This window comes from Pseudoalteromonas sp. GW168-MNA-CIBAN-0100 (assembly GCF_040309225.1).
GTDB classification, from domain to species: Bacteria; Pseudomonadota; Gammaproteobacteria; order Enterobacterales; family Alteromonadaceae; genus Pseudoalteromonas; species Pseudoalteromonas arctica.
This window is the reverse complement of the sequence record NZ_JBEOOL010000022.1, coordinates 18,039-42,990: the sequence shown is the minus strand read 5'-3', so window position 1 is coordinate 42,990 and position 24,952 is coordinate 18,039. Positions and strand designations below refer to the sequence as shown.

25 protein-coding genes are annotated in these 24,952 nt (G+C 38.9%); 10 read left to right on the top strand and 15 right to left on the bottom strand.

Features of this window, described 5'->3' with window-relative positions:
* Positions 1 to 2 precede the first annotated feature (2 nt).
* From cyoA to AAEY62_RS14035, 13 genes are all read right to left on the bottom strand, one after another.
* Positions 3 to 962, bottom strand: a complete 960-nt coding sequence (gene cyoA, locus AAEY62_RS14095; protein ID WP_350635144.1) for a ubiquinol oxidase subunit II — start codon at positions 960 to 962, stop codon at positions 3 to 5.
* A 320-nt stretch (positions 963 to 1,282) separates the two neighbouring features.
* Entirely contained in the window at positions 1,283 to 1,702 is a 420-nt protein-coding gene (locus AAEY62_RS14090; protein WP_007581161.1) for a hypothetical protein, read from the bottom strand.
* A gap of 1,077 nt (positions 1,703 to 2,779) precedes the next feature.
* Entirely contained in the window at positions 2,780 to 2,992 is a 213-nt protein-coding gene (nqrM, locus tag AAEY62_RS14085) for a (Na+)-NQR maturation NqrM (protein WP_007376137.1), read from the bottom strand.
* A 101-nt stretch (positions 2,993 to 3,093) separates the two neighbouring features.
* A complete protein-coding gene (locus AAEY62_RS14080; RefSeq protein WP_282113934.1) occupies positions 3,094 to 4,125 on the bottom strand; it encodes an FAD:protein FMN transferase in 1,032 nt (343 codons plus the stop codon).
* A gap of 109 nt (positions 4,126 to 4,234) precedes the next feature.
* On the bottom strand, positions 4,235 to 5,464 hold the full coding sequence (gene nqrF, locus AAEY62_RS14075; protein WP_007584893.1) for an NADH:ubiquinone reductase (Na(+)-transporting) subunit F: 1,230 nt from the start codon (positions 5,462 to 5,464) through the stop codon (positions 4,235 to 4,237).
* Between the two features lie 19 nt (positions 5,465 to 5,483).
* Positions 5,484 to 6,092, bottom strand: coding sequence for an NADH:ubiquinone reductase (Na(+)-transporting) subunit E (gene nqrE / locus AAEY62_RS14070; RefSeq protein WP_007584892.1), 609 nt, complete (start codon positions 6,090 to 6,092; stop codon positions 5,484 to 5,486).
* Between the two features lie 10 nt (positions 6,093 to 6,102).
* The gene (locus tag AAEY62_RS14065) at positions 6,103 to 6,735 is read right to left on the bottom strand and encodes an NADH:ubiquinone reductase (Na(+)-transporting) subunit D (protein WP_007584891.1); all 633 of its coding nucleotides are present in this window, start codon (positions 6,733 to 6,735) and stop codon (positions 6,103 to 6,105) included.
* Positions 6,735 to 7,487: a Na(+)-translocating NADH-quinone reductase subunit C gene (locus tag AAEY62_RS14060; RefSeq protein WP_007584890.1), complete on the bottom strand. Its 753-nt coding sequence runs from the start codon at positions 7,485 to 7,487 to the stop codon at positions 6,735 to 6,737. The genes AAEY62_RS14065 and AAEY62_RS14060 overlap by 1 nt, the downstream gene beginning before the upstream one ends.
* Positions 7,480 to 8,682 (bottom strand): NADH:ubiquinone reductase (Na(+)-transporting) subunit B, encoded by a 1,203-nt coding sequence (locus AAEY62_RS14055; protein ID WP_007584889.1) that lies wholly within the window; start codon positions 8,680 to 8,682, stop codon positions 7,480 to 7,482. Before AAEY62_RS14055 ends, AAEY62_RS14060 begins: the two co-directional genes overlap by 8 nt.
* 4 nt (positions 8,683 to 8,686) lie before the next feature.
* Positions 8,687 to 10,030: a Na(+)-translocating NADH-quinone reductase subunit A gene (locus tag AAEY62_RS14050; protein WP_197188590.1), complete on the bottom strand. Its 1,344-nt coding sequence runs from the start codon at positions 10,028 to 10,030 to the stop codon at positions 8,687 to 8,689.
* A 363-nt stretch (positions 10,031 to 10,393) separates the two neighbouring features.
* Entirely contained in the window at positions 10,394 to 11,587 is a 1,194-nt protein-coding gene (fabV, locus tag AAEY62_RS14045) for an enoyl-ACP reductase FabV (RefSeq protein WP_165726552.1), read from the bottom strand.
* A gap of 107 nt (positions 11,588 to 11,694) precedes the next feature.
* The gene (locus AAEY62_RS14040; RefSeq protein ID WP_024589282.1) at positions 11,695 to 12,006 is read right to left on the bottom strand and encodes a BolA family protein; all 312 of its coding nucleotides are present in this window, start codon (positions 12,004 to 12,006) and stop codon (positions 11,695 to 11,697) included.
* Positions 12,007 to 12,067: 61 nt separating this feature from the next.
* Positions 12,068 to 12,679 carry an alpha-ketoglutarate-dependent dioxygenase AlkB family protein gene (locus AAEY62_RS14035; protein ID WP_350635141.1) on the bottom strand — a complete coding sequence of 204 codons (612 nt, stop codon included), beginning with the start codon at positions 12,677 to 12,679 and terminating at the stop codon, positions 12,068 to 12,070.
* A gap of 42 nt (positions 12,680 to 12,721) precedes the next feature.
* On the opposite strand from AAEY62_RS14035, the gene AAEY62_RS14030 reads away from it, so the two are divergent.
* The 4 genes from AAEY62_RS14030 to AAEY62_RS14015 are packed head-to-tail and all read left to right on the top strand — an operon-like array spanning position 12,722 to position 16,478.
* The gene (locus tag AAEY62_RS14030; protein ID WP_350635139.1) at positions 12,722 to 13,864 is read left to right on the top strand and encodes a methyltransferase; all 1,143 of its coding nucleotides are present in this window, start codon (positions 12,722 to 12,724) and stop codon (positions 13,862 to 13,864) included.
* Positions 13,865 to 14,425: a YajG family lipoprotein gene (locus tag AAEY62_RS14025; protein ID WP_350635137.1), complete on the top strand. Its 561-nt coding sequence runs from the start codon at positions 13,865 to 13,867 to the stop codon at positions 14,423 to 14,425. It abuts the gene before it with no gap.
* Between the two features lie 2 nt (positions 14,426 to 14,427).
* Positions 14,428 to 15,048, top strand: a complete 621-nt coding sequence (locus AAEY62_RS14020; RefSeq protein ID WP_165721273.1) for a peptidylprolyl isomerase — start codon at positions 14,428 to 14,430, stop codon at positions 15,046 to 15,048.
* A 50-nt stretch (positions 15,049 to 15,098) separates the two neighbouring features.
* Complete coding sequence (locus tag AAEY62_RS14015) at positions 15,099 to 16,478, top strand: AmpG family muropeptide MFS transporter (RefSeq protein WP_007584875.1); 1,380 nt, start codon at positions 15,099 to 15,101, stop codon at positions 16,476 to 16,478.
* A 70-nt stretch (positions 16,479 to 16,548) separates the two neighbouring features.
* Here AAEY62_RS14015 and AAEY62_RS14010 read toward each other — a convergent pair whose 3' ends face one another.
* The gene (locus tag AAEY62_RS14010) at positions 16,549 to 16,788 is read right to left on the bottom strand and encodes a helix-turn-helix domain-containing protein (protein WP_007584874.1); all 240 of its coding nucleotides are present in this window, start codon (positions 16,786 to 16,788) and stop codon (positions 16,549 to 16,551) included.
* 456 nt (positions 16,789 to 17,244) lie between these two features.
* Here AAEY62_RS14010 and AAEY62_RS14005 point away from each other — a divergent pair, with 456 nt between their 5' ends.
* On the top strand, positions 17,245 to 17,433 hold the full coding sequence (locus AAEY62_RS14005; protein WP_010555198.1) for a hypothetical protein: 189 nt from the start codon (positions 17,245 to 17,247) through the stop codon (positions 17,431 to 17,433).
* 49 nt (positions 17,434 to 17,482) lie between these two features.
* On the opposite strand, the gene erpA is transcribed toward AAEY62_RS14005, so the two are convergent.
* A complete protein-coding gene (gene erpA, locus AAEY62_RS14000; RefSeq protein ID WP_002958911.1) occupies positions 17,483 to 17,821 on the bottom strand; it encodes an iron-sulfur cluster insertion protein ErpA in 339 nt (112 codons plus the stop codon).
* 322 nt (positions 17,822 to 18,143) lie between these two features.
* Between erpA and AAEY62_RS13995 the strand changes: the two genes are divergently transcribed.
* The 5 genes from AAEY62_RS13995 (at position 18,144) to AAEY62_RS13975 (ending at position 24,903) form a co-directional block, all read left to right on the top strand.
* Positions 18,144 to 19,826: a chloride channel protein gene (locus tag AAEY62_RS13995; RefSeq protein WP_007584866.1), complete on the top strand. Its 1,683-nt coding sequence runs from the start codon at positions 18,144 to 18,146 to the stop codon at positions 19,824 to 19,826.
* A 15-nt stretch (positions 19,827 to 19,841) separates the two neighbouring features.
* Positions 19,842 to 20,276 (top strand): CopD family protein, encoded by a 435-nt coding sequence (locus tag AAEY62_RS13990; RefSeq protein WP_007584864.1) that lies wholly within the window; start codon positions 19,842 to 19,844, stop codon positions 20,274 to 20,276.
* A 276-nt stretch (positions 20,277 to 20,552) separates the two neighbouring features.
* The gene (locus AAEY62_RS13985) at positions 20,553 to 21,569 is read left to right on the top strand and encodes an aspartate carbamoyltransferase (protein ID WP_007584862.1); all 1,017 of its coding nucleotides are present in this window, start codon (positions 20,553 to 20,555) and stop codon (positions 21,567 to 21,569) included.
* Positions 21,570 to 21,602: 33 nt separating this feature from the next.
* On the top strand, positions 21,603 to 22,883 hold the full coding sequence (hemL, locus tag AAEY62_RS13980) for a glutamate-1-semialdehyde 2,1-aminomutase (protein WP_024589288.1): 1,281 nt from the start codon (positions 21,603 to 21,605) through the stop codon (positions 22,881 to 22,883).
* Between the two features lie 178 nt (positions 22,884 to 23,061).
* Positions 23,062 to 24,903: a methyl-accepting chemotaxis protein gene (locus tag AAEY62_RS13975; protein ID WP_007584858.1), complete on the top strand. Its 1,842-nt coding sequence runs from the start codon at positions 23,062 to 23,064 to the stop codon at positions 24,901 to 24,903.
* Positions 24,904 to 24,952: the final 49 nt, after the last annotated feature.

Genomic DNA, 24,952 nt, shown 5'->3' with positions numbered 1-24,952 from the left:
TATTATTCCTCGCCCTGGCTGTGAGATGATGGCATTGGGTGTTCATCCATTACTTGATGCTTCTTACTCATTTGCCCATGTTCGCCCATCGCATGTTGCTTTTTGTTCATATCGCCATGTGCCTGCATGTATTTCATAACGATGGTATGAAATAAGCCGTCATCAACTTTACCGTAATAAGCAACTGGGTTATTTTCGCTTGCTTTTGCAAGCTCAACATAATTTGCATGAGTAAGATTATTAGCACTTGAATTCGCTTTTACATCACTCACCCACTTATCAAAACCAGCTTGAGTAGGTGTAGCAATGGCATTAAACTTCATACCAGTAAAGCCTGCACCACTGTAGTTTGCCGAAAAGCCTTTAAATGTACCTGGCTCATTAGCAATTAAGTGAAGCTTGGTTTCCATACCGGCCATTGAGTATATTTGACTACCCAATTGCGGAATGAAAAACGAGTTCATTGTGCTCTCTGAAGTGATTTTGTATTCAACAGGTACATTAGCCGGAAACACTAATTCATTAACCGTAGCAATACCTTGCTTAGGATAAATAAATAGCCACTTCCAGTTTAATGAAACCACTTCAACAGTAAGATGCTTACCTTTACCTTCAATTGGTTTGTAAGGGTCTAGCTCTTGGGTAGACACCCAGGTAATAACACCTAAAATAATCACAATAACAATAGGGACAGCCCAAACTGCGGCTTCAATTTTATTTGAATGAGCCCATTTTGGAGCGTAAATTTCATGAGTTTGCGTGTCTCTATATTTCCATGCGAAATACAAAGTCATCACAATAACGGGAACGACTACAAGCAACATAAGCACGGTTGCGATGATGATTAAATTTTTCTCATCTATGCCTATCTGCCCTTTTGGATCGAGTATCCCGCCTTTACAGCCTGACAACGCCAGCACTGTACTAGCTAAAGCAATATTACAAAGGTTACGAATTAACAAGGGAGTATCCTACAAACCTAAAAGTTCTAATTTGCTGCTTTAAATAAAAAACAAAGCAACGATTTTTCGGTAAAAACCCAAGTTAACTGGAATTAAATTATAAAAAATAAGGGGGCTATTCAAAACCTAAAGCTCATGCCAATAATGACCTAGCAACAAACCCAGCTTTCTAAACGCATTTATATAACGTAATAAAAGTTAACTTGGGTGAGTGGTGGTTGGCTGAAATGTGTTTAAAAAACACTGAGCTACTTTGTTTTAGCTAACCTTAATTATTTACAGCAAGAACAAATAATTAAAACCAGCAACAAAATGCAGCCTTACAGACAACCTGTAAAGCTAGGTGGAGCACGACAACCGTGTGCAACTTGCACTGGCTGAAGAACTTTAGCCTCGCTAAAAGCAAAGGCTGCTTTACGGAGGATAATTCCAGCACGACGCGCTGGAAAAATATGGAACAATAGCCAGCAAAGGCCAATAAGTAACTGACTTGATATGATCGGATGAGCTAAAAATTGCACAATAGTAAGTAACAGCGGCTCTACAATAAACCCATCACTTAATAGCGCTTCAAGCTTGAAGGCATCCTCTAGTGCACCGCTTAGCAACATTACAGTATTAAACACTAATAAAGTTATAGCTACACACACGCCCTTGCCTGCTTTATTCAAGCGCTCACACGTCTGCGGCTCGCCAGAGGCAAGATCCGTATTTGTATGATGCAAAGAAAGTGTGTTCAAAAACATTAACCTACTAAAATGACTATAACAAAATTAGAGGAATACAGTTTGCAATGGAAAAATTTAAAAAACATTGCTGTTGTAAGCCCTAAAACCAGGTGCTAAATACAATCAAATCCAGCTAGCACATATTTACCTAGCGAAAATTGATCCGTATCAATCAAACTTTCAAAACTTACTGAAAGTTCGAACGTGAGTATAACAAAGAGAATTTTCTGTTCAACTAAAAATCAATTAATTTGGGTTAAGCTTTCGAAGCTATTTTGTTAATAAAAAATAACAATATAAAAAACATTGAGTTGGCTTGAATTAAAAATGATTTAAAGCAGAATATTTAATAAAACTATAGGTTTTTTGGAAGGAATAATAATTGTGTGGCACAAATAAAAACAGCTCAAATTCAGTCACCACCGAAATTGAGCCGCCTTTCACACTGACAACATCTTCACACACAATATAAAGATTTTTGGTTTACATTACGTGGCATTGAAAGGAAATAAAAACAACTCAAACTCGTTCTTTATGGAAGTGAATCCACCGGATTTGAGCTGCCTTTCACACTGACAACATCTTCACACACAATATAAAGATTTTTTGTTTACACTGCGTGGCATTGTAGGAAAATAAAAACAACTCAAATGCAGTCACCACCGGATTTGAGTTGCCTTTCACACTGACAACATCTTCACACACAATATAAAGATTCTTGGTTTACATTACGTGGCATTGAAAGGAAATAAAAACAACTCAAACTCGTTCTTTATGGAAGTGAATCCACCGAACTTGAGTTGCCTTTCACACTGACAACATCTTCACACACAATATAAAGATTCTTTTAAGCGAGGCTAACTTGCCTCAAGCTTATGACGAGAGCCTTGCTCTGTGTCTATGGTTAAACTTTAGAGTGTTAGCTCCAATTTGACAAACGAGAAAAATAAACCTAATAGGTGAAAAAAACTAAACTATAGACGTTTGTCTAATACATTAAGATTGGATTACTTTAGAAGCTATCGAGTTAAGCAGTTTTACAGACACAAAAAAAGCGCTATAAAGCGCTTTTTAATATTTAAGGCGGGCTTAAATAATTTGGTTTTCTTTCCAGGCTTGCTCTTTTGCTAAACGGTTTTTGCGTTTATCACATGGATCATCGCAATCACAGGCTTTATCAATACCAACCGAACCTAAACCACCACAGCTGCTTGCCATAGATTTTTTTTGCACGATCATACCAACGGCCATAGCCGAAACTATCAAAATTAGTAAGCCAAAAGTAAGAAGAAAAAGTGACATTGCTTAGCCCCTATTGATCAGCAATTAATTAAACTCAAACATTTTTGAGCGACTGCTATTATATACCCAAATAACGCGAAAATAAACAAGCCAGCACCATACTACAAATAAGGTTTAAATGCAGGGCTTGAATAAGTAACTAAACCCTCATTTGATTTACCTATTAAGTATACCGGTAAATCGTGCTGCTGAGCGTATGCTTGCGCTTTTTCCATACCCATCACAGTAAGTGCAGTCGCTAAACCATCTGCCGTCATAGCGCTTGGATGAAGCACAGTTACCGACACTAAGTCGTGCTTAATAGGCATGCCGGTCACGGGATCAATTAAATGAGTATAGATCTCGCCATCCATTTTATAAAAAATACGGTAATCACCTGACGTAGCAATACCGTTTGTACCTGGCGATAAAACACGGTGTACCTTTCGCTCTCCAGGTTGCGCATCTGGTTGCTCAATCGCAATTTTCCAATCCTGATTATTTGGCTTTTCACCTGCTATACGCAGCTCTCCACCAATCTCAACCATGTAATTGGTAATACTGTGGCTTTCTAATAACTGCGCTACTTTATCAATACCATAGCCTTTAGCCGTTGCCGAAAACGAAAGCTCTAACCCATTAACTGTTTTAGACAGTCCTTGCTCATCTAAAATAAGTTTATCAATACCTATTTTTTCGACCATAGTTGCAAGCGCTTGATCACTTGGGCGATTTGTTGGTTTTTTATCAGGACCAAAGCCCCATAAATCAATTAAAGGCCCCATAGTGACATCGAGTGTTTTAGTTGATTCGCCTAAGCGAATAGACTCGCTGATAACAGCCCTAAAATCTTCGCTAATTGGCATAACTTGATTTGCTGGTAATCTGTTAAATATATTTATTTCAGAGTCTTCTATGTAAGTAGACATAGACTGATTCACATCTTTTAAAACAGCGTCTATTTGCAGCTGTAATTGTGAAGCTGATAGCTGGCCCTGCTCATCGTAATATTTAATATGATAAGTGGTGCCCATAGTCTTACCTTCTAAAAAGGTTTCCCTCGACTCTGGTTTTTCACCACACCCAGACAGTAATAAGGTCAGTGTGATTAGTAAAAAGGCCATTATGCCTTGTGAAGTACTTACTCGATTCATAACAGCTCTACTTAATAGATTGATAAAATTAAAGAATAAAAAAAGCCTCGTAACACAAGTGCTACGAGGCTGGTATTTTAACCAAAACTAAACTGTTTTGGTATTAGTGTTAGCCACCGAAGTCATCTAGTAAGATATTTTCGTCTTCAACACCTAAATCTTTAAGCATAGTAATAACTGCCGCGTTCATCATTGGAGGACCACACATATAGTACTCACAATCTTCCGGCGCTTCGTGGTCTTTAAGATAGTTCTCAAATAACACGTTATGGATAAAGCCAGTATAGCCTTCCCAGTTATCTTCAGGTTGTGGATCTGAAAGTGCTGTATGCCATACGAAATTAGGATTTTCAGCGGCTAGGCCGTCAAAATCTTCTACGTAGAACATTTCACGTTCAGAACGTGCACCATACCAAAAGCTCATCTTACGTTTAGAGTTCAAACGTTTAAGTTGGTCAAAGATATGTGAACGCATTGGCGCCATACCAGCACCACCGCCAACAAAGATCATTTCTGCATCTGTGTCTTTAGCAAAGAACTCACCAAATGGACCTGAAATAGTTACCTTGTCGCCTTTTGTAAGTGACCAAATGTACGAAGACATTTTACCACATGGCAAGCTTAGGTTTCTTGGAGGCGGAGCAGCAATACGCACGTTAAGCATAATGATGCCTTCTTCTTCTGGGTAGTTAGCCATTGAGTATGCACGAATTGTTTCTTCGTCTACTTTTGACTCCAGATCGAAGAAACCAAAATGGTTCCAATCGCCACGATATTCTTCAGGAACATCGAAATCTGCATATTTAACATGGTGAGGTGGCGCTTCGATTTGGATGTAACCACCCGCACGGAAAGGCACTGACTCATCACCAGGGATTTGCAGTTTAAGTTCTTTAATGAAGGTTGCTTTGTTATCGTTAGAGATAACTTCACAGTCCCACTTCTTAACACCGAAAATTGACTCTTCAAGTTCAATTTCCATGTCGTTTTTAACATTTACCTGACACGCTAAACGACAGCCTTCACGGGCTTCACCTTTAGAAATGTGATCAAGCTCAGTTGGCAGAATATCACCACCACCTTCTTTAATGTGTACACGACATTGACCACAAGAGCCACCGCCACCACAAGCAGATGATACAAATATACCTGACTCAGATAATGCACTTAAAAGCTTATTACCTGCTGATGTAGTAATGGCTTTGTCTTTATCGCCATTAATACCGATGATGATGTCACCGCTTGCAACTAACTGAGATTTAGCACCAATGATCACTAAAACTAGTAGTACAACGATAGCGATAAAAACACCAACGCCTAAGAAAATCTGATAATCCATGATTTATCCTCGCTACCCTTTACAGTGAAATACCAGAGAATGACATAAAGCCAAGTCCCATTAAACCAACAGTGATGAAGGTAATACCTAAACCACGTAAGCCATCTGGTACGTCTGAATATTTCAGTTTCTCACGGATACCTGCAAGTAATGTAATTGCAAGCGCCCAACCAACACCAGCGCCTATACCATAGACAACAGACTCGCCGAAGTCATAGTTACGCTCAACCATGAAAGATACCGCACCAAATATTGCACAGTTAACTGTGATAAGTGGCAAGAAGATACCTAATGCGTTGTATAGTGCAGGGAAAAACTTATCCAATGCCATTTCAAGAATTTGCACAAGTGCTGCAATAACACCAATGAAAGTTAAGAAACGTAAAAAGCTAAGATCCGCATCTGGATAACCTAACCAAGTAAGTGAACCTGGTGCAAGTACCGCATGGTAAACCAAGTTGTTAACAGGTACAGAAATACCCAATACAACTATAACCGCTATACCTAGGCCAATTGATGTAGTTACTTTTTTAGATACTGCTAAAAAAGTACACATGCCTAAGAAGAATGACAACGCTAAGTTCTCAATAAAAACGGCTTTTACAAATAAACTAATATAATGTTCCACTATTTGCCCCTTACGCTTTAGCTTCTACTTGGTCTTTCTTATAAGTACGAAGTACCCATATGAATAAACCAATGATGAAGAATGCACTCGGTGGTAAGATCAATAGACCCATAGGCTGATACCAACCGCCATCTTGTACTAATGGGATAATATCAACACCGAATAGTGAACCCTTACCGAATAGCTCACGAATGAAACCAACAGTAAGTAGTACTACAGAGTAACCTAAGCCATTACCAATACCGTCAAGGAAAGACATAATTGGTGGCGACTTCATCGCATATGCTTCAGCACGACCCATTACAATACAGTTAGTAATAATTAGACCAACGAATACAGAAAGCTCTTTTGCCGTAGCGTAAGAGAATGCCTGTAATACTTGGTCAACAACGATTACCAACGATGCAATAATTGTCATTTGTACGATGATACGAACAGATGATGGGATCTGGTTACGAATAAGCGAGATAAAGAAGCTCGAAAATGCAGTTACTAATGTCAATGCGATTGACATGATTAACGCATTTTTTAAGCTAGACGTTACCGCTAGCGCAGAACAAATACCAAGTACTTGTAGTGCGATTGGGTTGTTAGCTAAAACCGGACCAAATAGGACCGCCTTCATTTCTTTAGTATCAGCCATTATTTCAATGCTCCTTTACGTACTTTCGCAAGGAAAGGGCCAAAGCCATTTTCGCCAGTCCAAAAGTCAACTGCATGATCAACACCGTTAGACGTTAATGTAGCACCTGAAAGACCATCGATCTTATGCTCATCATTGCCCGCAGTACCTTTAACAATTTGAATTGGAAGTTCTTTACCTTCCCATGTAGCAGTCCACTGTGGATTTTGGATTTCGCCACCTAGACCTGGGGTTTCATTATGCTTATAAAAGATAATGCTCTTAACTGTTTCAGCGTCGCTTTCAAGCGAGATAAAACCGTACATTAAGCCCCATAAGCCGTAGCCTTGGATAGGAAGAATAATTGCATCAACTGAGCCATCTTCTTTTTTAGAGATATACACCGGCGACTCTTTAGTCACACGTTGAATACCAGCAATATCTTTAACGCCTTTCTCTTGAAGAGAAACACTTAGCGCTGCATCATATTTGCTTTTTTCAAAATCAAAAATTGTTGGGTCTGTATCTACAAACTCACCTGTAGTCATGTTTACAACGCGCGCTTCGATTTTTGCATCAAATGTTTCTAAAACATTTTCAACTTTATCGATACCCGCAGCAGCCAAGATATTGCTTTGAATATCTTTGTTTTTATTAGCTTGCTGTAAAGGACGAAGCTGTACAGAAGCAAACGATACAATGATTGCACACACTAAACATAGTGCTACAACAACTGATAACGTTTTACCGATTGATTCGTTATTACTAGACATTACGTGCCAACCTCCGCTTAATATTAGCCTGCACTACAAAGTGATCGAACAGTGGAGCGAATAAGTTAGCAAATAAGATTGCTAGCATCATACCTTCTGGGAAAGCAGGATTCACAACACGTATCATAACCACCATAAAGCCAATTAATAGACCATATGCCAATTTACCTTTGTCAGTAAATGCAGCTGATACAGGGTCAGTAGCCATAAAGAACATACCAAACGCAAAGCCACCTAGTACTAAATGCCAATACCAAGGCATTGCAAATACAGGGTTAGTTTCTGAGCCAACAGCATTTAGTAAAAATGCAGTTGCTACCATACCTAGGAATACACCTAGTACGATGCGCCAAGAAGCGATACGAACGTAAATTAAGAACAAACCACCTACTAACAATGCAAGTGTAGATGTTTCACCTACAGAACCTTGAATGAAACCGTAAAACGCATTCCACCATAATTCCATGTTTGCAAAGTCTAGTTGCCCAATGAAAGCTTGGCCTAGCATAGTTGCACCAGAGAAAGAATCTACTGCTGTCCATACTGTGTCACCCGAGATTTGAGCTGGGTATGCGAAGAATAAGAACGCACGACCGGCTAAAGCAGGGTTTAAGAAGTTACGGCCAGTACCACCAAAGATTTCTTTAGCGATTACTACACCAAACGTAATACCTAATGCAACTTGCCATAAAGGAATCGTTGCAGGCAAAATAAGTGCGAATAATACTGAAGTAACGAAGAAACCTTCGTTAATTTCATGCTTACGCACAGAAGCAAATATTACTTCCCAAAAACCACCTACTGCAAATGTTACCGCGTAGATAGGTAGGAAGAAACATGCTCCATAGAACATCTTAGCGCCCCAGCCTGCATCAGCGGTTAATTCACCACCGAATAACTGGAACAAACCAACTTGCCACGTGTTTGCTAGTTCAAAACCTTGTGCTAAAGCACCTGCGGCCTGATGACCGATATTGAACATACCAAAAAACATAGCTGGGAACGTCGCCATCCACACTAAAATCATCATGCGTTTTAGGTCGATATTATCGCGTACGTGTGTCGCGCCTTTATTTACGTAGCCTGGTGTATAAAAAATAGTTGCAGCTGCTTCATACAGTGCATAAAACTTCTCATATTTACCACCGGCTTCAAAATTCGGCTCGATATCTTCTAGATATTTTTTTAAACCCATCTCTCTAGCCTTCCTTCTCGATCGTAGTTAAGCAATCGCGTAGGATAGAACCATACTCGTATTTGCCTGGACAAACGAAGGTACATAACGCTAAATCTTCTTCATCAAGTTCAAGCGCGCCCAATGAAATTGCACTGTCTAAATCGCGTGCAATTAAGTCACGTAATAATAGAGTAGGCAAAATATCTAGCGGCATTACGCGCTCGTAGCTACCAATTGGTACCATGGCACGTTTTGAACCACCTGTTGACGTTGTCATTTTAAATAAACGACTCGGCGCAAGGTGAGAAAGGAATGTACGCGTTACAGAGAATTTATCACTACCTGGTGCAATCCAGCCAAACAATTCTTTTTCGCGACCCTCAAGTAAAACAGATACTTGAACGTGGTAACGACCTAAGAATGCATGAACACCGTTTGAAATAGAACCTGATAGAACAGAACCAGAAATAACGCGGTTATCTCCGTCTTCTAGCTCACCAGCCACTAAATCATCCAATGAAGCACCTAATTGTGTTTTCACTAAACGTGGGTTTTTAACGCGAGGACCTGCAAGCGAAATAACACGATCTGTGTAAATTTCACCAGTAAGGAATAGGTGACCATACGCAATAACGTCTTGGTAACCAATATGCCAAACTTGTTTGCTAACAGAAACTGCATCAAGATGATGGATATGAGTGCCAACGAGGCCAGCCGGATGCACACCACCAAACTCATGTACTTCTACTTGAGCTATAGATGAGCTAGGAACTTGGCTACCTGCTTTTTTACACACAAATACTTTGCCATCGGTCAAACGCGAAATAACAGCAAGACCCGCTTCAAATGCTTGCGCATTTTCGGCAATTATCACTGCAGGATCTGCAGCTAATGGGTTTGTGTCAGTTGCGGTCACGAAAATAGAACTAGGATTTGCATCCACAGCCGCTACTTTACTGAATGGGCGAACACGAAGTGCTGTCCACTGACCAGACTGGATAAGTACTTCTTTGGCTTTTTCACGCTCTAAGCTCGCAAGCTCGTCTGCTTTGAAAGAGTCAAAGGTGATTTGCTCACTGCCTGTTACTTCAATAACAACAGATTGCAGCACACGTTTAGCACCACGATTTATTTCTTTTACTGTGCCAGAAGCTGGAGCAGTAAATAGGACGCCTGGGTTCTTTTTATCTTCAAAAAGTACCTGGCCTTTTTTGACTTGGTCATCCACACGAACATGCATGGTTGGACGCATACCGATAAACTCTTCGCCAAGCACAGCTACACGTTTGACAGCAGAACCGTCATGTATAACTTGCTGTGGCGCGCCCTCTAAGGGTAAATCCAGACCTTTTTTTATATTGATCATACGCACTTGCATTACATTAAAGGAAAGAAACTGAAAAATCGTATCAACCACGTCGCCATTTGAGTTATTCCAAGTTATATCAAGGTACAAAAGAGCAGCTTGCTAGAAATATCAAACAAGCAACGTAGTAAAACTCATCACATATTGTCGAGATTTTAACATCATTTTAGATGACTATGCGAGTGTATTTATGAAAATTATACGACAGAAACACTTATTTAGTTTTGTTAAGTGATTTAAATAAAAATCAAGGTAGACCAAAGTGGTAGCCTAAGCAATTATCGTTCCTGATTTCATCGCAAATTAAACAAATCGCATAATACAAAAAAAGCCGCTATTGCGGCTTTTTATAACTAAATTCTGTTAGTCAATCATATTAGCAATTGGCTTAACTGAATCTATGTCTTGATCGTAGTCAACACCGTCTATACCAAAACCAAATAAGCGTAAAAACTCATTATGGTAACCAACATAGTCTGTTAGCTCATCAATGCTGCTTGTATCAACACTATCCCATACAGCTTGAACGCGTGCTTGCACATCGTCTTCTAGCTCTTTATAGTTTTGGAATAAATGTCCACCGTCGTCAAAGCGAGGCGATTCACCATATAGGTTTTCACTAAATAATGCGTGAATTTGCTCAATGGTGCCTTCATACGTGCCATCTGCTTTCATAACTTTAAATAAAGCAGAAATATATAACGGCATAATAGGAATAGCAGAACTTGCTTGTGTCACTACTGCATTAAGTGATGAAACATACGCCTCACCATTTAAATCTTTTGTCGATTCTTTAATAGCAGCCGTTGCACGGTCTAAATCTTCTTTAGCTTTACCAATAGTAGCGTGTCCGTATATTGGCCATGTTAGCTCTTTACCAATATAAGTATACGCTGTAGTTTTAAAGTTATCGGCTAATACATCCGCTTCTTTTAATGCGTCAATCCACATTTCCCAATCTTCACCACCCATTACTTTAATAGTGTTGTCGATATCGTCTTGATTTGCAGCTTCAACCGTAATTTCATCAATTTCACGCTTTGATGTATTTAAGTTTTTAGTGGTTACTGCATTACCTATTGGCTTAAGTGTAGATGAGAACACTTCGCCTGTATTTGGATCAGTACGACGAGGAGACGCTAGGCTGTAAATAATACAATCTACTTTACCCAAATCTGCTTTAATAGTGTCGATTGCTTTTTGCTTGATTTCGTTAGAAAACGCATCGCCATTAATATTTTTAGACCAAAGACCCGCTTCATCTGCAGCTTCTTGAAAAGCAGCGGTATTGTACCAACCAGCAGAGCCTGTTTTACGATCTGTACCTTCTTTTTCAAAGAAAATACCTAATGTTTTAGCACCACCACCAAACGCAGCAGTAATGCGCGATGCCAAGCCGTAGCCTGTTGATGCGCCAATAACTAATACATTTTTTGGTGCACTTTTTAATGCGCCTTGTTGTTTTACATAGTTAATTTGTTCTTGAACATGCTCTGCACAACCAGCTGGGTGTGCATTTGTGCAGATAAATCCACGAATTTTAGGCTTAATGACCATTGATCATCCTATATCTTTTACAATAAAAATTAGCGCTAGTTTAAAGGCTAATACTAAAAACACTGATCTGATCAGTTAAACACTCATCAAATACTCTAAAACATTACTTAGCTAATTTTAGAGCCACCCATACAATTAGGTGAATCAGGCGCTTCGCCGCCCTGCTCTGCATACTCATCGGGTGTATATGTATGAATAGCGAGTGCATGAATATGATTTGCTAACTCATCTTTTAAAATTTCATTAATTTCGCGATGACGTTGTAATAAACGCTTACCTGCAAAATCTTCGCTAACCACTACTACTTTAAAGTGTGATTCAGTGCCAGCACTGTGCATATGGCTTTCGTTAATCACGTTTAAATGTTTACACGCAATGGCGTTGCTTATTTTTTCTTGGATCTGTTGCTGCATTGACATAAAAGACCGTTTTAATTAGCTAATTTATACACTTACTATAACAATTTAACGCAGCGATTGGCTAACTAAATTGCTTTTGCTTAATGTGCTTTATAAATCGGTAAGTTAAACTTATTCGCGGATGCGCAAGCGTGGTTTGCTTAGGTATTGCATGTTGATAATCTCGTTGGCTATGTCCATTCATTATTAAACAGCTGCCACTTTGTAATTTTAAGTCGGTTACTTTATTGCTCGCCTTGTGCTTTAACTTTAAAACCCGATCAGCTCCTAGAGAGACACACACAATTGTTGGTTTATCACCAAGCTCTATTTCATCATCACTGTGCCATCCCATCGTATCATTACCATCTCGGTAATAATTAACGAGCAATGAGTTTAGAGGCTGGTTTAAATGTGCTTCTAAACGCTTTCGCATATTGAGTAACAATTCATCCCATGGTTCTACTATTTGCTTACTACTTGAATAGCCGTATTCAATATTTAAATCGCTCATGAAACATTGCAGCCGAGGAATAGGCCCCGTTTTGCCATAAACGGTTACATCGGGTTGCTGCCAACGTAGGTTTTTTTGCAAATAATAAAATAGATCGAGGCTTTTTTGTGCACTAAGTGCCCTAGTTTGATAAGAAAAGCCATTTGGTAACTGTTGGGGGTTGGCGTTTTGCCGTTGCATGTTAGAATTTACCTACATTAGATTACTGATCAACGAACCATTATGACGACGCAAGCCCAGCTAGGCGATAAAACCTTTACTCTTGAACGCTTTCCATTGGATCAAAAAAACCGCAGCTTACAAGCGTGGGATTCGGCAGATGAGTACCTTATCAATTATGTTAACGAACATCACCCAGATTGTCGCTCATTGCTTATTTTAAACGATAGCTTTGGTGCACTTGCTTGTTATTTTAATAAGTTAACGGTTTGTTCAGTTAATGATTCTTATATTAGCCACCAAGCTGCGGCTTATAACTTACAAGAAAACAAGCTGCCAACAGCAGAGTTTACGCAAGTAGATAGTTTGTCGGCATTACCAGAGGATGTAGATTTAGTACTTATTAAAATCCCTCGTAATGTGGGTTTTTTACAGTTCCAATTAAGTGAACTTAGTGAAGTACTTGCACCTGGTACACCAGTAATTGCCGCAGGTAAAACAAAAGAAATTCATAATTCAACAATAAAATCATTTGAGCAATTTATTGGTGAAACAACAACAAGCCTAGCAGTTAAAAAGTCTCGTCTTATATTAAGTACAGCTAAAGGCGGATATAAAGCAGCAGACTTCCCTATAACATGGGAGCTTGAAGGTACTGAGTTTAATATAACAAATCATGCAAATGTGTTTTCGCGTGATTCGTTAGATATTGGTGCTCGCTTCTTTTTTAACTACTTACCAGAAACACCTAAAGCTAAAAGCATTATTGATTTAGGTTGTGGTAACGGTGTTGTTGGATTAATGACGCTTGCTCGTTGCCCTAATGCATCAGTTACCTTTGTTGATGAGTCTTACATGGCAGTAGAATCGGCTCGGTTAAATGTAGAAATTAACCTTGGCGATAAGTTTGATAATTGTGAGTTCATCGAAAACGATTGTTTAACAGGCTTTGAAAGAGACAGTGTGGATATGGTGCTTTGTAATCCTCCATTTCACCAAGCTCAAGCTGTTACCGATCACATTGCTTGGCAAATGTTTAAACAAGCAAAAGATACTTTAAAAGAAGGCGGCGAGCTGCGTATTATTGGTAATCGTCATTTAGATTATCACGATAAATTAAACCGTATGTTCGGAAACTGTAAGTTGTTAGGCTCAAACAAAAAGTTTGTCGTTCTAAGTGCAACTAAAAATAGTGGAATGCTATAAATGAAATTAACAAACATTATAATTGGGTGTTGTGTATTGCTACTACTTGGTGGCTGCGCTAATCAGCCTAGCCAAGTAATACTCAATCCTGTTTATAAAAGTGGTCAAATAAGCACTATAAATAGTAGCTTAAGCACCAGTGTAATTGATTTACGTGGCGACTCATCAACACTTAAACTTATTGAATCAGACAAAACTAAAACCTTTGCAAGCCAAGGTCTTACTGAATCTGTTAAAAGTGTTTTAGACAGCGCCCTTAGCCGCAATGGCGCCAGCATTTCTAATTTAGCGTCTGTACGCTTTGAAGTAGATATTCATGCACTACAAGCGGTGGTAACCGAAAAACTAGTGAGCCATACCAGTGATGCGCATATAGAGCTTGGTGTAAGAGTTATTCGCGCCTCAAGCAATTTTAGTAAAGTGTATAGAGGCAGTGCGAATTTAGAAGGCCCGTTTAGTCACGAGCGAGCAAAAATAGAAGGTCAGCTCAATAAGTTGACTGAGCAAATTATTACCCGCATTGTATCTGACCCTGAATTAATAGAATTTTTAGAAGGTTAACTATGAAACGACTTTTTTTAATCTGCTTAGGCCTATTTTTTAGTGTAAGTAGCTTGGCAGCCCAAGAAGGCCGCTTTGTTCAAAAAGATAATATTTTTCCACGCGTCGAAATCGTAACGACAATGGGCAGTATTGTTGTTGAACTCGACCGTTCGAGAGCGCCTATTACGGTCAATAACTTTTTAACTTACGTGTCAGATAAAAGCTATCAAGGCAGTGTTTTTCATCGTATTGAGCGCGATGTGGAAAATGACCGCGACTTTGTTATTCAAGGTGGTGGCTACGATAAAGATTACGACGGCTTACACGAAAACGATCCTATTTTTAATGAAAGCGGTAACGGTATGAAAAACGATATGTATAGCATTGCTATGGCGTATCAAGACCGTGAACCGCACTCTGGTACTCGTCAGTTCTTTTTTAATATGGATAACAACGATCACTTAAACCCAGGTAAAGATTGGGGTTTTGCTGTTTTTGGTAATGTGATGGAAGGCTACGAAACATTAGATAAAATTATGGCGGTTGAAACAGGGTTTAATGAAAAGATTGGTTACGATTTTGTTCCTAAAAAACCAGTGGTCATCTTAAATATTAAAATGCTTGAACAAGTTCCACTGTAATTTTTTTAAGAGCAGCTTAGCTGCTCTGCATCTAAGCCAATGAAGGCCCTATGAGCAAATCTCTCTCTATTAGCGAATATTTTTCTTACTTTAAAGACAAACGCTTAATCCATATTTTTATATTTGGTATGAGTAGCGGTTTTCCGTGGGTATTAATTGGCTCTGTTATGTCGGCTTGGCTAAAGGATGAAGGGCTAAGCCGCAGTATGATTGGCCTATTCGGCATTGTATTTGGCGCTTACAGTATCAATTTTTTATGGTCACCGCTCATTGACCGTACAAAACTCCCTATTTTATATAAATGGCTAGGCCAACGTCGTAGTTGGATACTATTTTGCCAGAGCTTTATTTTTATTGGCACCTTATTATTAGCTGGGCTTGATTTAAAAGCTAATTTAGCAATTGTTGCTGCAATTTGTTTGTTAATCGCCATTGCTTCTGCAACGCAAGACATTGCTATTGATGCATTCAGAATAGACACACTTAAAGCAAACGAATCTCACAAAGCAACAGCGGCAGCCGCTATGGCAACATCTGGTTGGTGGACAGGTTATGCGCTTTTAGGTGCAATTCCATTTTATATGGCTGATATCCCCTCGCTCGACTGGCCACAAATTTATTACTTTTTAGCTGCTGTAATGCTGCTGCTAATGAGTGGAGCATTGTTTGCAAAAGAACCTGAATCAAATAGAGAAGCGGTACATGCCGAGCTTGAACGTGTGTACCTTGAAAAACTGTCCTCTACAAAACAAACCCCTCTTACAAAAACTGTTGCGTGGCTCGCGGTAACCGTTATTGATCCCTTTAGAGCTTTTTTTACTAAAAATGGCGTTAAAACGGCACTGGCATTACTTGCGTTTATTTTCTTATTTAAAATAGGCGAAGCGTTTTTAGGGCGAATGTCGATTGTTTTTTATAAAGAAATTGGTTTTAGCAATAGCGATATAGCTACATTTTCAAAGGTAGGTACTGCCGTACTTACAATCATATTTACCTTTGTTGGCAGTTTATTTAATCAAAAATATGGCATTGTTAAGGGTTTATTTGTTAGTGGCATTGCGATGGCGGCCTCAAACTTAGCCTTTTCATGGATTGCTTTAGTTGGCCCAGATTTAAGACTGTATGCCTTTGCTATTGTTATTGATGGGTTTACGCAAGCATGGTCGCTGGTCGCTATGGTGGCCTTTATATCGATGTTATGCGATAGAGCATTTAGTGCAACACACTATGCATTACTGGCGTCATTAGGGAATTTAGGACGAACGTTACTTTCGAGCTACAGTGGTGTAGTAATTGATGATTGGTTAATGGGAAATTGGTCGCTGTTCTTTGTTTTAACAGCCTTGATGGTTATACCTTCGCTGATATTTTTATACCTGATTAGGCATAAATTATATGAGCTTGAGAAAAATTATCATAAAAATATTTAATGCATCCCTGCATTAACGTATTGCTTAGCACTATCAAGTGCCCCTTAAAGTGTACTAAGCAATGTTTGAGTTAATCTACTTTTAGCAAGCTAAGTGCTTCATGTGGATCAACTTCTAGAGCTGTACAATAACGAACAAACTCAATCACATCTAAACGGCGTTCTTGATTTTCAATCTTGCCGATAAACGAATGAGGCGTTCCCAGCACTTGTGCTAGGCTTCGCATTGTATGACCCTTTTCGTGGCGCTTACTTTTAAGCCACTTTGTTAGCTTTGCATTTTCTTCAGAAGAAACTGTTTTGCCCATCATTTTACATCTCCTACTAGATGATTTGACGTACCTATTAAAGCAGTAGTCTCTATCAATAGCTGTAGGTAGGCAAGTAAGCAGTCATACCATATTTTCAATAGCAAGCTATTGCTTAACAAAGCATGTGTTGCTACTCACTCCACCAATATAGCTAAAAAACTACGCTAATAATGTGGTAAAGATTTGTTTTTATTGAGAATGAAATTTTGCCCGTCTCATTCTTGGATACATTATATACTATTAACACTTTGGTTAAATAACTAATTACATACTCGGTACAAATATGAACACGAGTGAATATTTATAAACGCTGAATATTGACCTAAGTACTCAAAAAGTATTAATAAATTAATTTCTAGTTATAAAATATTTAAATGAATTTTTATAACAATTTTGTTCCAATTTATCGTCACATGTTTATGATTAAGCAATAATTAGCACCAAAAAGGCCGAATAATGTTCAGACTTCTTTTTTTATTACCGATTGTGTTGTGCTTGGGTTGGTACTTTTTTTTGCGCCACAACGGCGTACCAATTAAACAAGGCAAAAAAGGCTTCATATACATTTTAGCGTTTTCTGCTTTTGTACTTGGCTTTTTTGTATTGATAATGCAAATAACCGAATACGCCCCAACCGATTTGTAGGCATTAAAAAAGCCGCAAAAGCGGCTTCATTCTATTTAGCGTTTGGCTGTTAAACGCTAAAGCTTGCACCACAACCACAGGTTGTTGTTGCATTAGGATTAGATACAAAAAAGCGTGCGCCTTCTAATCCTTCAGTGTAATCAACTTCACCGTCAACCAAATATTGAATGCTCATTGGATCGATAACGAGTGTTACACCATTTTTTACAATTTCTAAATCGCCAGGATTCGCTTTTTCATCAAAAGTAAAACCATATTGAAAACCAGAACAACCACCACCTGTTACATAAACACGCAGTTTTAAATCTGGATTTTCTTCTTCGTCGATTAACTGTTTAACGCGAACAGCAGCTGCATCGCTGAACTTAATTGGTAATTCTTCAGACATTTTAAAACCCTCAATATCGCAATGGCGTGATTATCTAATACCCGAGTGTTTTAATCAAGTATAGTAAAACAACTCTTTACTCTAAGTTATACCTATAAATTAGTAAAAAAGTGGCTAAACATTAGCTCACTAAAATAATACTTAAGCAAACTAAAAGCGACCCTTGTAAACTATAAATTCATTAAAAATTTTAGTTATAAAAAATAGGTCTTAATCTTTACTGCAAATTGTTAATATAAGTTACGAAAAATTCAAAATCACAAGGACTTAACTAAACTCTTTTGCTAAAATGCTGCTGAAAAATGCGGCGAGGAAATAATGCATGTGGCTTGAGCAACTCAGGCGTCGACTGGCAAAACCTAAAACATCTGTACAATTATGCTTATTAGGCGTAGTTGCCGGATTAATTGCTGCATTTTTTATTATTTTATTTCGCTTAACTATTTTGTTTTTTCAAAGCTTATTTTTGGAAACACCTGACGACTTTACTACCCTACCCACTCTTGAACGCGTTTTAATGCCATTAATAGCCGCATTTTTAATTGCGTGCTTTGCTGCATTTACTGGCTTTAAACATTACCGTTTAGGCATTCCTTTTGTTATTCATCGTATTAAACGCCATTACGGGCAAATGCCTTTATACAATACGGTTAATCAATTTGTTGGTGGCGCACTTGCACTCATTAGCGGTTTTTCGGTTGGCCGAGAAGGGCCTTCCGTACATATGGGCGCAACAGGTGCGAGTATTTTAGCGGATAAACTACATTTACCGCATAACGCCATGCGTACTTTAAGTGGTTGCGGCGTTGCAGCAGGTATAGCCGCTTCGTTTAATACCCCACTTGCAGCCGTTATTTTTGTAATGGAAGTGGTACTTCGAGAATATAAAGTACACATATTTGTGCCAATCATGCTTGCTGCTGTTACTGGTGCACTCGCTACGCAGTTTGTTTTTGGTGAAGGCTCTGAACTTGCACTCATTACAATAGCGCCATTAAGTGGTTGGCATTACCCTTATTTAATATTATGCGGTATGGCGCTGGGCGCTATAGCATTTAGCTTTAATCAAAACTTAATGCTAATTATTAAAACATTTAAACCTTTAAGTATGTTTCCTCGTTTACTAATCGCAGGCTGTATTGCCAGCTTGATAGCTTACGCGGTGCCTCATGCTATGGGTTCTGGTATGAGTGCGATTACTATCGCGGTTGAATCGCCTGATAACGTAAAGCTGCTTACTACCATTTTAATCGCTAAACTACTTGCCACATTGTTTGCTATTGGTTTGGGTATTCCGGGCGGTTTAATTGGTCCGGTAATTGGACTTGGCGTATTAATTGGTACATTAATGGCCTTTTTTGCTCAATATATTAGCCCGGGTACTGATATTGCGGGTACGTATGGGGTTTTAGGTATGGCTGGATTATTAGCGGCTACACTGCATGCACCACTTGCTGCATTAACAACAGTAATGGAGCTTACATCATCACCTGAAATAATCGTTCCTGCGATGATAGTTATAACCACTGCATATGTAACTGCATTACAATTTTTTGGAAATCGCTCCATATTTTTGCAGCAATTAGATTTTCAGGGATTGCCGTACCATGTATCTCCCGCTACCGAAGCATTACAAAAAGTGGGAATAATGGATGATATGGATGAAGACTTTAAATTGCTTTACTCAGACGATAAAGAGCAAATAAAAAATACGCTTGATGCCATGGATAGCCAAACACCCTTGATTGTTTTTGACGAAGAAAATGGCTATCGCCTTGCTGAATACGATTTAACGCTAATGTCTGATGAAGCAATAAATATAAATTACATTAGCTTGCAGGGCATCAGCAGCCAAGCCACCCTAGCCGATGCATTCGATATACTAAAAGATAAAAGAAGTGGCGCGCTTTACGTTTATAACCTTTTAGATAATCAACAAATTATGGGGCTATTACGCTGGGATCAAATTCATCATATTTTAACCATTCGTAACAGCTTACTTTAAGCAATAAGGACTATTATGAGCGCATTATTGATTTATAAAACACTCCACATATTTTTTATGATTGCGTGGTTTGCTGGTATTTTTTACTTGCCTCGATTATTTGTATATCACGCAATGAGCGAAGAAAGATCATGTAACTCTATGCTTAAAGTTATGGAGCGCAGGCTACTTTATTTTGTAACCCCATTTGCTGTTTTAACGGCTGTATTTGGTGTGTTAACCATTGTTGAATATGGTCGTGATTGGTTTAAATACAGTATGTGGCTACATTACAAACTTGTACTGGTAATTATTTTATACCTATACCACGGCTACTGTTTTAAGTTATTGAGTGACTTTAAACATGACCGAAACACTAAAACAGACCGCTTTTACCGTATTTTTAATGAGCTCCCTGTTATTGCGCTGCTCATCATAGTGGCACTTGCGGTAATAAAACCTAATTTATAATACCAATCGGCTTATATATGGGGTCTATTTAACGCTAAGAAAATTACGCTAGAACTAGGCAAAAACTTTTGTATCTAGTTGTTCTAAATTAAAAATTTTTAACGACGTTATAGTGAAATTTAGTGCGTTAAATTGCTCAAATATTTATGCCGGTTGGTACAAGCTTTGTAGCGCATGTTAAACTGCGCTGCAATTTACAATACTTGCTATAACACGCGCGATTGCGTGCTCCATTTATGGATTATCGCGCCCATTTGATTGATTAGGAATTACCCCATGTTAAGTTTCCAAGGCGAACATATACTGTCTGTAAATCAGCTAGACAGAGACTGCATTGAACGTATTTTTGCAGTAGCTAAAAAAATGGAGCCTTATGCTAAAAAACAAAAGCAAACAACGGTGCTTAAAGGCGCTATTTTAGCTAATTTGTTTTTTGAACCAAGTACTCGCACGCGAGTTAGCTTTGGTACAGCCTTTAACTTACTAGGCGGTGGTGTACGTGAAACTACAGGTATGCAAAGCTCAGCGCTTGCAAAAGGTGAATCACTTTACGATACCGCTCGCGTTATTTCAGCTTACGCCGATGCTGTTGCTATGCGTCACCCTGACGCAGGCTCAGTAAGTGAATTTGCTGATGGCTGTACTGTGCCGGTTATTAATGGCGGCGACGGTCCAAATGAGCACCCCACTCAAGCATTACTTGACTTATTAACCATTGAGCGTGAATTACACCGTTTTGATCAAAATATTGATGGCATGCATATAGCGCTTGTGGGTGATTTAAAATATGGTCGCACAGTGCATTCTCTTTCAAAGCTATTGTGCCATTATAAAAACGTAAAGTTTTCGATGGTCGCACCTGATGGCCTACAAATGCCAACGAGCATTTTAGATGCCGTAGAAAATGCAGGACACAAAATTGAGCTAGTAAATAAGATGGAAGGTAATTTAGCAGCCGATATTGTTTACCAAACACGTATTCAAGAAGAGCGTTTTCCTTCACAAGAAGAAGCAAATAAATACCGTGGCGGTTTTAGAATTAGCCAATCTATTTACAGCGCTCATTGCAAACCTAACTCTGTATTAATGCATCCGTTACCACGCGATAGTCGCTTAGAAGCCAACGAGCTTGATAACGACTTAAACAGTAACGACAATTTAGCAATATTCCGCCAGGTACAAAATGGCGTATTAATTCGTATGGCACTGTTTGCTTTAACACTCGGCGTAGAAAATAAAGTCGATAAGTATGAAGTGGACGTGCCTTGGTTTAGCCGCAAACGTGACAGCTAAACCCTCTTTAAGTGACAATTTATAGGATTTTTCATGACAATTAGCCAAGACTTATTTGAACGCGCTCAAGCCTCAATTCCAGGTGGCGTAAACTCGCCAGTTCGTGCTTTTAATGGTGTAGGCGGTACGCCGCTATTTATTACAAAAGCAGAAGGCGCGTTTACATTTGATGCCGACGGTAATCGTTACATTGATTATGTTGGCTCTTGGGGGCCTATGATCATGGGCCATAACCACCCTGCAATTAAACAAGCCGTGCACGAAGCCGTAGAAAATGGCCTTAGCTATGGTGCGCCAACTGAAGCCGAAATATTAATGGCTGAAAAAGTAAAAGAGCTGGTTCCATCAATCGAAAAAGTACGCATGGTTAGCTCAGGCACTGAAGCAACAATGAGTGCAATTCGTTTAGCACGTGGCTTTACCGGCCGCGATAAAATATTAAAATTTGAAGGTTGTTACCACGGCCATGCTGACTCGTTATTAGTTAAGGCAGGCTCTGGTGCACTAACAATGGGCGTACCTAATTCTCCTGGTATTCCTGAGGACTTTGCTAAGCATACACTTACTGTATCGTTTAATAACCTAGATGAAGTAAAAGCTATTTTTGCAAAATACGCTGACGAAATTGCCTGTATTATTGTAGAGCCAGTAGCCGGTAACATGAACTGCATTCCACCAGTGCCAGGCTTTTTAGAAGGTTTGCGTGATGTGTGTGACGAATATAAATCAGTACTTATTTTTGATGAAGTAATGACGGGTTTTCGTGTTGCACTTGGCGGCGCTCAAGCGTATTACAACATTAAACCAGACCTTACGTGTTTAGGTAAAGTCATTGGCGGCGGCATGCCCGTTGGCGCGTTTGGTGGTAAAACCGAAATAATGGATTACATTGCGCCTGTGGGCCCTGTTTACCAAGCGGGTACTCTTTCTGGTAACCCTATTGCGATGGCTGCAGGTTTAAAATCACTTGAGCTATTATGTGAGCCAGGTCTACACGATAAGTTAGAAGCAACGTCTAAAGCAATTTGTGAAGGCTTTGAAGCTGGCGCTAAAAAAGCAGGCATTGCATTAACAACTAATTATGCTGGCGGCATGTATGGATTCTTTTTTACTGATGCTGAAAAAGTAACGACATACAAACAAGCTACTGAATGCGACCTAGAGCGCTTCAAACGTTTTTTCCACCTTATGCTTGAAGAAGGTGTGTACCTTGCTCCATCAGCATTTGAAGCTGGTTTTGTATGTGCTGCGCATACTGAGCAAGAAGTAAAAGAAACAATAGCGGCAGCAGAACGCTCGTTTGCTAAACTTTAAGTTAAAATTACTTTTTATATTTTATAAGCGCTTGTTTTTACAGTGTGTAATTAAGACTAAAGATTGAAAAAAGCCCGAAAGGGCTTTTTTTATTTGTAAAGTACTATAAATGAATGATAATTAAGCATAACAAGGTCTATTCACCTTTACCCTAATTACAAAAATACAAGAGAGCCTTATGTCAGGATTACGCCAATTTTCTTTTCCCGCTATCCAGCTAATGGCAAATTTAAAATACAAAACTAAAATCAGCTTAATGTTTGGAATTTTACTCGTTCCTCTCGCACTTAGCTTGTTTTTTTTAGTCTCATTATTAAGTGAAAGTATCGCTGTTTCAAAAATGCAGCAACAAGGTTTAAAAGGCTACAGGTCAATACTCTCAAATCAAATGCAGGGGGAAGCAAATCAAAATATAAAAATAGCTCGCTCACTCGGTTTTGATATAAAAGACGATCAAGCAAATGATGTACTTGAACTTGTTTCTATTCAGTCTAACTTAGCATTAGATAGCCAGTTAGCTAGTGCTTACGTAAACCGCTCTTTAGTCACGCCAATTCCTGCACTTATAATGCAAATAAACTCGACAGCGCAAAGCGCAAATACTGTTTTGGCAAGTAATCGTTTTACGCCAGATACGTTTATAGCACTTTCAAATTTTAGTAAGTCACTTCCTTTATACGAAAAACAACTCGATAAAATACTCAATGTAGCCACCAATGCAGACAAATCAGTAAATAAAGCGCTCATGCCCTCGTTAGATAATTTACACAGTGCTGTTGGCGCATTTAAAAAAGCGATAGATGAAAAACTACTTGAGCCAGACGATATTTTATTAACTCAATCAGAATTTACTAAACTAACAAACAATGTTCACAGCAGTATTAATCAACTTGTTAGTAAGAGTATTCCAACGCTTGAGAGCCTTATTGAAGCAAAACTGCAAACTCAACAGTGGACTCGAAATCTTGTTTTAGCCGCTTCATTGATTAGTTTGTTATTTGCATTTTATTTAATGATTGGTTTTTATTTTGCAGTTGTTGATACTATTAATCGCTTTGCTGATGCCGCTAACAGAGCCGCGAATGGCGACTTAAATGCCACTATCGATTCGAGTACTAATGATGAAATGGGAATTATTGCATCGCGCTACAATGCATTACTTAATGCATTTTCACATTTATTATTTGATGTTAAAGCAAGTACAGAAGAGCTATGCGGCGCAACTAAATCGCTATCACATGCGAGTAGCCAAACAAGCAATGATGTTTCAAAACAGCAAATTCGAGTAAATGCCATTTATAATGCACTCAGCGAAATGGCTCAAAACGCACTTGCTGTTGAAGAGTCAGCGCATCAAGCAACGCTTACTGCGCAAGATGCTGCTGCGCATGTAAAGCAAGGTTCTGACAATACAATGGAGCTTGCTAAATATATGCAAGATCTACAAATTGAATTTGCAGAGAGCCAACAAGCGCTCGATAAGCTAGCACAAGATAGCCAAGAAATTAGCAAAGTAAGTAAAGGTATTAGTGAGATAGCCGATCAAACAAACTTGCTTGCACTCAATGCCGCTATTGAAGCTGCACGAGCTGGCGAACATGGTCGAGGCTTTGCCGTTGTAGCTGATGAAGTAAGAACTCTTGCTCAGCGTACACAAACACAAACCCAAGAAATACATCAAATTATTAGCTCCTTACAACAAGCATCTGACGACACTCAGCAAAAAATGCGCTCAAGTGTTGAAAAAATGGAGCAATCAGTAAAAGCAGCCAATCAAACCAATGAAGTATTGCAAAGCGCAGAGCAAAGTATGGGCGACATTAAACATCAAGGTGAAGTTATTGCAGAGCGTGTTAAACAGCAGTCAAATGCGACAACACAGGCATTGAATGATTCGCAAGAGGTGAGCAATTTAGCAGATCAAACGCTAACATCAGCTCAATCAACGCTGCAAGATGCACAACAGCTAAGTCGCTTATCTAATGATTTAACCAAATCAATGCAGTTTTTTAAATCTTAAGCGTTAACTACAACTTACAACAAAGCCGCTAAATAAGCGGCTTTGTTGT